The organism is Flavobacterium sp. UBA7663 (assembly GCF_002483315.1).
In the GTDB taxonomy this organism is placed as follows: Bacteria; Bacteroidota; Bacteroidia; order Flavobacteriales; family Flavobacteriaceae; genus Flavobacterium.
The window spans coordinates 1-9,106 of record NZ_DLHR01000017.1 but is presented as its reverse complement, the minus strand read 5'-3'; the positions used below and the strand labels follow the sequence as shown (position 1 = coordinate 9,106).

The 9,106-nt window shown below is 33.0% G+C and carries 9 protein-coding genes and 1 pseudogene; all 10 read left to right on the top strand.

Annotated features, from left to right (window positions below):
- A pseudogene (locus B2741_RS07220) lies at positions 1 to 313 on the top strand (heavy-metal-associated domain-containing protein); the annotation flags it as partial.
- Positions 313 to 1,122, top strand: a complete 810-nt coding sequence (locus B2741_RS07215; protein WP_291136933.1) for a hypothetical protein — start codon at positions 313 to 315, stop codon at positions 1,120 to 1,122. The pseudogene B2741_RS07220 and the gene B2741_RS07215, both read left to right, overlap by 1 nt.
- 7 nt (positions 1,123 to 1,129) lie before the next feature.
- Entirely contained in the window at positions 1,130 to 1,786 is a 657-nt protein-coding gene (locus B2741_RS07210) for a class I SAM-dependent methyltransferase (RefSeq protein WP_291136930.1), read from the top strand.
- Between the two features lie 36 nt (positions 1,787 to 1,822).
- Entirely contained in the window at positions 1,823 to 2,293 is a 471-nt protein-coding gene (locus B2741_RS07205; protein ID WP_291136927.1) for a hypothetical protein, read from the top strand.
- Positions 2,294 to 2,328: 35 nt separating this feature from the next.
- Positions 2,329 to 3,078, top strand: a complete 750-nt coding sequence (locus B2741_RS07200; protein WP_291136924.1) for a DUF3347 domain-containing protein — start codon at positions 2,329 to 2,331, stop codon at positions 3,076 to 3,078.
- Between the two features lies 1 nt (position 3,079).
- Positions 3,080 to 3,550 (top strand): heme-binding domain-containing protein, encoded by a 471-nt coding sequence (locus tag B2741_RS07195; protein WP_291136921.1) that lies wholly within the window; start codon positions 3,080 to 3,082, stop codon positions 3,548 to 3,550.
- Positions 3,551 to 3,555: 5 nt separating this feature from the next.
- Positions 3,556 to 4,836 carry an efflux RND transporter permease subunit gene (locus tag B2741_RS07190; RefSeq protein WP_291136918.1) on the top strand — a complete coding sequence of 427 codons (1,281 nt, stop codon included), beginning with the start codon at positions 3,556 to 3,558 and terminating at the stop codon, positions 4,834 to 4,836.
- A gap of 11 nt (positions 4,837 to 4,847) precedes the next feature.
- The gene (locus B2741_RS07185) at positions 4,848 to 6,785 is read left to right on the top strand and encodes an efflux RND transporter permease subunit (protein WP_291136915.1); all 1,938 of its coding nucleotides are present in this window, start codon (positions 4,848 to 4,850) and stop codon (positions 6,783 to 6,785) included.
- A complete protein-coding gene (locus B2741_RS07180; protein ID WP_291136912.1) occupies positions 6,772 to 8,025 on the top strand; it encodes a TolC family protein in 1,254 nt (417 codons plus the stop codon). The genes B2741_RS07185 and B2741_RS07180 overlap by 14 nt, the downstream gene beginning before the upstream one ends.
- Positions 8,026 to 8,027: 2 nt before the next feature.
- The coding region (locus B2741_RS07175; RefSeq protein ID WP_291136909.1) for an efflux RND transporter periplasmic adaptor subunit at positions 8,028 to 9,106 on the top strand (1,079 nt) is incomplete at its 3' end.

The following is a 9,106-nucleotide window of genomic DNA, read 5'->3' as shown; positions in this document are numbered from 1 at the left end:
AAATACCAATACGTTTACAGTAACGTTAACAGAAGGAAATAATTTAAGCCCAAAAGTTTTTAAGGAGAAAGTGGAAAAAGCTGGCTTTTTTATAGGCACATTAGTGATAACAGCAAAACCTGAAACCATAACTAAAAGTCCTTATATTTTGGTTAATGACATAGCAACAAACGGAACGGAAATACAATTTCAAGTAGTTGACAAAGGCTATGTAACTGAAAAGGAGTTCAAAAAATTATCCAAATCATATAAGAATGTCGAAACGTATGCTGCAATCAATGAAGATGATTTCCACATTAAAATTCTAAATTAATGAGAAAGATAATTTTATTTTTTATTGCTGTAAGTTGTCAAGATGTTTTTAGCCAAGAGTTATTTGTAGTAACGGATCCGGCCAGTAATGTTCCTGCAAATTCGTTAGCAGTCAATGTAATGCAGTCTCTTTTTAAAGAGGAAATGAAATCAGGCTACAATTACCATTTTATGCCCGAAGTGACTTATGGTCTAAACAAAAACATAATGTTTCGAGCTTCTGCTTTTATAAGTAATAGAAGCAATCAACTAGTTACCGAAGGAGGTAGTTTTTATACTAAGTATCGTTTCTATTCATCAGATGATCTGAACAGTCATTTCAGAATGGCTGCATTTGGAAGATATAGTTTTAACAACGCTGACATTCACCAAGAGCAAATAGAAATATTAGGACACAACACAGGTTTCGAAGGAGGATTTGTAGCCACTAAGTTGATTAAAAAACTGGCAATTAGTTCGTCCATAAGCTTTGAGAAAGCCTTTGACAACAAGCCTGATTATCCGTTTCCTGATAATATGGGCGACAATGCTACAAATTATACCTTATCATTCGGTAAACTAATGTATCCAAAAAAATACACTAGTTACAAGCAGACAAATATCAATCTAATGATTGAATTCGTTGGGCAAACTATTAATGAAAATGGCAAGTCGTATGTAGACGTAGTACCGGCTATACAATTTATTTTCAACAGTCAGGCACGATTGGACTTTGCTTACCGACAAGAGCTTTTGAGTTCAATGGTACGCTCTGCTCCAAATGGTTTTTACTTCAATTTATATTATACTTTTTTCAATTTAAAAAAATAAAATCAAGATGAGTGAAACAAAATTTATCCCGGCATTAGGTTATGATTTTTTAAGCGATTACTATGATTTAGCTATAAAAGTAACAATGCCTGAAAAAAAGTTCAGAAACAGATTAATTGATTTTGTAGACCCAAAAGAGAATGAAAAAATAGTAGAGTTTGGTTTTGGAACGGCCCAAAACATTATCATACTCAAACAACGTTTTCCTAATTGTAATGTACTAGGAGTTGACATCGACCCAAAGATTAAGTCAATAGCTGAATATAAATTAAATAAGGCAGGAATTGAAGCACCTCTTTTTTTATATGATGGAAATAAGTTACCATTTGAAGATAATTCAATTGACAAGGTTTATAGTTCTCTTGTTTTTCATCAGTTAGACATGATTACAAAATTGAAATGTTTATTAGAGATTAATAGAATATTAAAACCAAATGGAGAATTAATCATTGGAGATTGGGGTAAAGCAAAAACAAAATGGATGAGGTTCTCATTTTACTTAGTTCAATTACTTGACGGTTTCAAAACCACCAATGATAATGTAAATGGTTTAATGATAAAATACATTTCAGATGCAAGATTTAAAAATGTAGAGGAAATAGACCATATCAATACATCAATTGGTACTTATTCTTATTATTTAGCCAATAAAATTAATTATTAATCAGTTTCTTAAAATTAACTCTAAAAAAAATGAATAATGAATGAAATTGTAAAAAGAAATAGCCAAATAATTATTGCAATATTAATTGCAATAATGCCAATAATGAATTTATTCGCACAAAACGGAAATAATTCTAATGGTCCTCATAATGGAACCATCAAAAAAGTAAAAAGTTTTCATATCGAAACTTTAATTAAGGATAGCAAAGTATATTTTTTCATACTTGATGAAAAATTGAAACCATTAAGCAATACTGAAATAACAGGAACAGCTTCATTAATATTTGCTGATGGAAAATCAAAGAAAGTTGAATTAACAAGTATAGATGCAGAAGCTTTTATTGTGAACGAAATAAATGCAAATATGTATACCGATATTCAAGTAACTTTTAAGATAAGAGGAAAATCTATCTCAACAATATTTTCAAAAGATAGAAAACTAGAACGTATTCCTAAAGAAATAACGAAACATTATCACGAACAAAGCACAGAACATAGTTACAAATAAAAATTATTTAATAATAACTTCAAAATTTTAAAAAAATGAAAAAAGTAGTAATTTTAATAGCATTAGTTACAACATTAATCTCTTGTAACAAAACTACAAAGTCAGAGGGGGTTGAAAGTACATCAACTGAAAATAACATGAGTGATACTCAAAAAGATCAACTTTTCGCCTGTCCAATGCATCCTGAAGTTACGGGTAAAAAAGGGGAAGATTGTTCAAAATGTGGTATGGAATTAACAGAGCCAGTTGTACAAAAAGAACCATCTCATGACCATAGCAATGGTACACATGATCATAATGATAATTCAACAGTCGAACCAAAAGTGGTAGAAACTACACAAACTTCTTCCACTCCGTTTTCTACTAATGGGATTATTGATGATTATTTAAAAATCAAGAACGCTCTAACTAAAGATGACGCTAATGGTGCAGCTAAAGCAGGTAAAACTTTGTATAAAACGTTTAATTCCATTAATACTGCCAGTTTAAACGCAAGTCAGAAAAAGGAATACTTAGACATTGCAGATGATGCCAAAGAACACGCAGAGCATATTGGAGATAATGGAGGAAAGATAGAACATCAAAGAGAACATTTTGTAATGTTAAGTAAGGATATGAATGACTTAATTCAATTATTTGGAACCAGTCAAAAACTATATCTGGATTTTTGCCCAATGGCAGATGACAACAAAGGTGCTGTTTGGATAAGTGAAACAAAAGAAATCAAAAATCCATATTTTGGAAAAGAAATGGCTACTTGCGGTTCTATAAAAAAAGAATACTAGTATGAAAAAAATCATCAAAAAAATACTTTTTATTGGGTTAATTATTTTTTTGCTGATGCAGTTGTATCAACCTGCTCGTAACGAAAGTTTTGAGCAGGATATAACTGCCAATTTTACAAAAGTTTATAAAGTTCCTAAAAATGTTGAAATCATTTTGCGAACTTCTTGTTATGATTGCCACAGTAACAACACCTATTATCCTTGGTATTCTTACATTCAACCCGCTCGTTTTTTTATGGAAAGACATATAAAAGAAGGTAAAGAGGAATTGAATTTTAATGAATTTGGAAATTATTCAAAACGCAGGCAAAACAGCAAATTGAAAGCTATAAGTAAAGAAATCGAATCAAACGAAATGCCTTTGAGTTCTTATACTTTAATTCATAAAAATGCAATCCTTACAGCCTCACAAAAAAAGAAAGTTTTGGATTGGATAAATAAAATAGAAGATAGTATTTCATCACAAAATTAAAAATAATGGTAGAAAAATTAATAACATTCTCACTACGAAATCGGGCAATTGTCTTGCTGGTTTCGGCTTGCTTATTTGCTTGGGGCATTTACAGCGTACAACAAAATCCCATAGATGCCATTCCTGATTTATCCGAAAACCAAGTAATTGTTTTTACAGAATGGATGGGAAGAAGCCCTCAGGTTATAGAAGCGCAGGTTACTTATCCATTGGTTTCCAACCTGCAAGGCATTCCAAAAGTCAAAAATATCCGGGGCGCTTCGATGTTTGGGATGAGCTTTGTTTACATCATTTTTGAAGATGATGTCGATATATATTGGGCAAGAACTCGGGTGTTGGAAAGATTAAATTATGCACAACGATTGTTACCACAAAATGTAGTACCAACTTTGGGTCCTGATGGTACAGGTGTAGGTCACGTTTTTTGGTATCATTTAAATGCGAATGGTATGGACTTGGGAGAACAAAGAGCCTTGCAAGATTGGTACGTGAAATTTGCCCTGCAAACCGTTCCGGGAGTTGCCGAAGTGGCTTCCTTTGGTGGGTTTGAAAAGCAGTACCAATTGGTGTTGGATCCACTAAAAATGCAGTACTATAATGTGAGTATGATGGAAGTAATGAATGCCGTTAAAACAAATAATAATGACGTTGGTGGCAGAAAATTTGAAATGAGCAATATGTCCTACATAGTCAGGGGATTGGGATATATAAAAAACATAAAAGATGTAGAAGACATAGCTATTAAAAACTATAATTCCGTTCCTGTAAAAGTTAAAGATATTGGTTCAATACAAATGGGTGGCGATTTGAGACTAGGTATTTTTGATGAAAATGGCACTGGTGAAGTTGTTGGCGGAATTGTGGTAATGCGTTATGGCGAAAATGCTGATAAGGTAATAACGGCAGTCAAGGAAAAAATGAAAGAAGTTGAAAAAGGATTGCCTGAAGGGGTTACTTTTAAAACCTCTTATGACCGAAGTGATTTAATAGAAAAAGCAATCGCATCAGTTAAAGGAACTTTAATCGAAATTATGATTACTGTTTCTCTTGTGGTTCTTCTTTTCCTTTTTCATTGGCGAAGTGCTTTAATTATACTCATTCAATTACCTATATCTGTGTCTATTGGCTTTATTTTACTTGAAGCATTTGGCATTTCATCTAATATTATGTCATTAACGGGTATTGCTCTGGCAATTGGTGTTGTTGTTGATGATGGTATTGTAATGGTTGAGAATGCATACAGGACAGTTTCGGAGAAACAAGAAGAAATGGATAATAATCAGTAATTGGAATTAAGATGAAAAATAAAATTAAAAATATATTCAAAAAAGAAAACGATCCGTTGTCTCCTGAAGATAAGTTAAAGCTTATAGAGAGCTCTTCAAAATTAGTTGGCCCAGGTGTTTTCTACTCAACAATAATTGTAATTACATCCTTTTTGCCTGTTTTTCTTCTCACGGGAATGGAAGGCAAGTTATTTGGACCATTGGCTTGGACGAAATCTTTTATTCTGATAGTTGATGCTTTTTTAGCCATTACACTTGTACCAGTGCTAATTAGTTTTTTACTAAAAGGAAAACTTCGTCCAGAAAATAAAAATCCAATTAACAAAAAATTGGAAAGTATTTATACACCCATTTTAATTTTTTGTTTAAAATGGAGAAAAACGGTATTGGCTATCAATATCATTGCCTTGCTGATTGGCGTATTAATGTTTACTCGTTTAGGTTCAGAATTTATGCCTCCTTTAGATGAAGGATCTGTACTGTTTATGCCGGTAACCTTGCCCGATGTATCCAACTCCGAAGTAAAGAGAATTCTTCAGGTTCAGGACAAATTGATAAAATCAATTCCCGAAGTGGCCCACGTTTTGGGAAAAGCAGGCAGGGCAAATACGGCAACCGATAATAGTCCAATAAGTATGGTTGAAACCATTATTTTGTTAAAACCTCAAGCAGAATGGCGAGAAGACAAAACCAAAAATGATATTATCACGGAAATAAACAACAAACTTCAAATTCCTGGCGTGACCAATGGTTTCACGCAACCTATTATCAACCGGATCAATATGCTTTCAACAGGAATCAGAACCGATGTAGGCATAAAAATATACGGAGCAAGTTTAGATACCATCAATGTTTTGGCTCAAAAAATTAAAAAAACATTGGAAGGAACTTCTGGAGTTAAAGATTTGTATGCTGAACCAATAACAGGCGGAAAATATATTGATATTGAAGCAAAAAGAGATGTTATTGGCAGATACGGACTAAACATAGATGATATAAATAATGTAGTTGAAGCTTCTATTGGAGGGATGAAACTCACTACGACTATCGAAGGAAGACAACGTTTTTCCGTAAATGCACGATATGCACAAGAATACAGAAATAGCCTTGAGGCCTTAAAAAAATTGCAAGTTCAAACGATGCAATTTGGTCCAATACCATTAGAAACTGTAGCTAATGTAAAAATAAGTGATGGCCCTCCAATGATAAATAGCGAAAATGCAATGCTCCGTGGCACAGTGTTGTTCAACGTTCGGGAACGTGATTTAGGAAGTACTGTAAAAGAGGCACAGGAGAAACTCAATGCAATGATGACCAAGATGCCAAAAGGATATTATGTGGAATGGAGCGGACAATGGGAAAATCAAATTAGAGCCAACAAAACATTAAGTTTAATACTGCCTATTGTTGTGGTCATTATATTTCTTGTTTTATATTTTACGTATCATTCAATGAAAGAGGCATTAATCACGATGATTACAGTACCCTTTGCTTTAATTGGAGGAATATTTATGGTTTATTTTTATGGTATTAATTTATCCGTTGCTGTTGCCGTTGGATTTATTGCACTGTTTGGAATGGCAATCGAAACAGCGATGCTAATGACTATCTATTTGAATGAAGCAATGAATAAGATGGTAGAAAAGCACGGGAATAGTAGCGAAACAATAACAGAAGAAGTATTGAAACAATATATTATTGATGGTTCTGCCAAAAGGTTACGACCAAAACTGATGACCGTTTCCGTTTCGTTATTTGGATTAATCCCGATTCTTTGGGCAACAGGAACGGGAGCCGATGTGATGCTTCCCATTACTGTCCCACTAATTGGAGGTACAATTACTTCCACGATTTATGTATTATTAGTAACACCAATTGTTTTTGAGATGGTAAAACTTCGAGAATTAAGAACAAAAGGTAAAATAGATATTATAGATGTTAAAGAATAAATTTTATATAGCCATAAGTTGTTTGATTTTAAGCGCCACTAATTTGGCAGCCCAAACACTTTCTTTGGATAATGTATTGAGTACAATCAAGACAAACAATCCTCAACTAAAAATGTACGATGCCGATATTCAAAGTATGGATGCAGCGGCAAAAGGTGCCAGAAGCTGGATGGCACCACAAGTAGAAACTGGCTTTTTTATGACTCCCTACAATACAAAAATGTGGAAAGCCAATGAAATGGAACCAGGAATGGGGAGTTATATGTTGGGTGTAACCCAAATGATTCCGAATGCTTCTAAGCTTAATGCCAATGAAAATTTGATGAAAGCGATGTCTTCGGTCGAAAGTGAAAATAAAAACTTTACACTAAACCAATTAAATGCATTGGCCAAAACCTATTATTATGAATGGATTATCATTAAGAAAAAAATAAAAATAGCCCAAGACAATCTCCAGCTTCTTGAGTATATGATTAAAAGTATGGAAATACGGTATCAGTATAATATGGACAAACTACCGTCTTATTATAAAGCGAAATCCCAATTAGCTACTTTGCAAAGTATGATTGTGATGTTGGAAAATGATGTATCACAGCGAAAATATATGCTCAATACTTTAATGGCTCGTAATAAAAATGAGGAATTAGAAATTGATTCCAATTACGAGATTAAAGATTTTAATCTTTTTGAGACCGATTTGTCTTCCTACATCAACAACCGTAGTGATATCAAAGCCATTGATAAAACTAAGGAAATTAACAACTATAAAATTGAGGTTGAAAAAGTAGCAACCAGACCAGAATTTGGTGTGAAATATGACCATATGTTTGCTTTCGGGAATCAGCCACAGCAATTTTCATTAATGGGAATGATTACCATTCCGATGTCTTGGTCAACCAAAATGAATAAAGCCAATATAGAAAGTTATCGTATTAAAAACGAAAGTTTGGATTGGCAAAAGCAAATGATTGCCAACGAAGCAAGCGGAATGATAAAAGGGATGAATGCTGAGTTTTTGAACCTAAAAAAACAATACCAAATTACCCAAGACAACATTATTCCAGCTTTAAAACGAAACTACGATACGGCTATTTTAGCTTGGCAAAACAATACCGGAGATTTATTCATAGCGTTAGAAGCTTGGGAAGCAATGAATATGACTCAAATCGATGCTTTAGACAAATTAAAATCAATTTTAACTACACAAGTAGAAATTGAAAAACAATTAGAAACCAAATAATTATGAACAAGTATATAAAGTATAGTTTAGCTTTTATTGGAATTTTTATTATCGGAATTGCAATCTATTTCTTTGCCAAAAAATCAGATAATCATTCGGAAATGGAGCATCAAAACGAGGTTTACACTTGCTCGATGCACCCAGAAATTATTAGAGATGAACCTGGTAATTGTCCCATTTGCGGAATGACTTTGGTAAAAAAAGTAACAGATAATAATTCCATTGACGACAGTTCAATTGACAATCTTATAAAACCTACCGACAATTTTATAGTAGGTAAATATCAAACGACAACGGCAATAGACACCACCATAAGCAGTGAAATAAATTTACCAGGCATTGTGGCATACGACCCTAATTCATCGGTAAATATTGCAGCTCGAATGAACGGAAGAATAGAACGAATGTATGTCAATTATAAATATCAAAAAGTAAATAAAGGACAAAAACTGTTTGATTTGTACAGCCCAGAATTACTGACGGAGCAACAAAACTTCATTTATATGGTCTCTAATGATGTTGAAAATCCTTCGATTATTGATGCATCCAGACAAAAATTGTTGCTTTATGGAATGACCCAAAATCAAATAAATGCGCTGTCTAATTCCAAAAAAGTAAACCCGCAAATAACAATTTATAGTCCTGATTCTGGTATTATTGATGGAACAGGAACGATGGTTAATACAACTAATCCTGTGATGCAAAGTGCGAGTAACAACACTGCAACATTGGATGTTAAAGAAGGGAGTTATATAAAAAAGGGAGAAATCATTTTTAAACTATTAAATACGGATAAAGTATGGGGAATATTCAATGTTATCCAAGGATACAATAGTCTTGTCAAAGCCAATCAATCCATCAGAATTACTTCCGAACTAGACAAAAACGAACTCATAGATGCAAAAATCAATTTTGTCGAAACACAATTAAATCCAGCCGATAAAACCAACAGAATTCGAGTTTATTTAAATAATAATAAATTCAAATTACCAATTGGGTTAAGATTGCAAGGAGTTGTGAAAACAAATTCAGTAAATGGGATTTGGATTCAAAAACAGTCAATGGTAAGCATTGGAAACAA

Coding starts and splice junctions, on each gene's coding strand:
- B2741_RS07180 (WP_291136912.1), top strand. CDS start 6,772: ATGTTAAAGAATAAATTTTATATAGCCATAAGTTGTTTGATTTTAAGC.
- B2741_RS07205 (WP_291136927.1), top strand. CDS start 1,823: ATGAATGAAATTGTAAAAAGAAATAGCCAAATAATTATTGCAATATTA.
- B2741_RS07210 (WP_291136930.1), top strand. CDS start 1,130: ATGAGTGAAACAAAATTTATCCCGGCATTAGGTTATGATTTTTTAAGC.
- B2741_RS07200 (WP_291136924.1), top strand. CDS start 2,329: ATGAAAAAAGTAGTAATTTTAATAGCATTAGTTACAACATTAATCTCT.
- B2741_RS07185 (WP_291136915.1), top strand. CDS start 4,848: ATGAAAAATAAAATTAAAAATATATTCAAAAAAGAAAACGATCCGTTG.
- B2741_RS07195 (WP_291136921.1), top strand. CDS start 3,080: ATGAAAAAAATCATCAAAAAAATACTTTTTATTGGGTTAATTATTTTT.
- B2741_RS07190 (WP_291136918.1), top strand. CDS start 3,556: ATGGTAGAAAAATTAATAACATTCTCACTACGAAATCGGGCAATTGTC.
- B2741_RS07215 (WP_291136933.1), top strand. CDS start 313: ATGAGAAAGATAATTTTATTTTTTATTGCTGTAAGTTGTCAAGATGTT.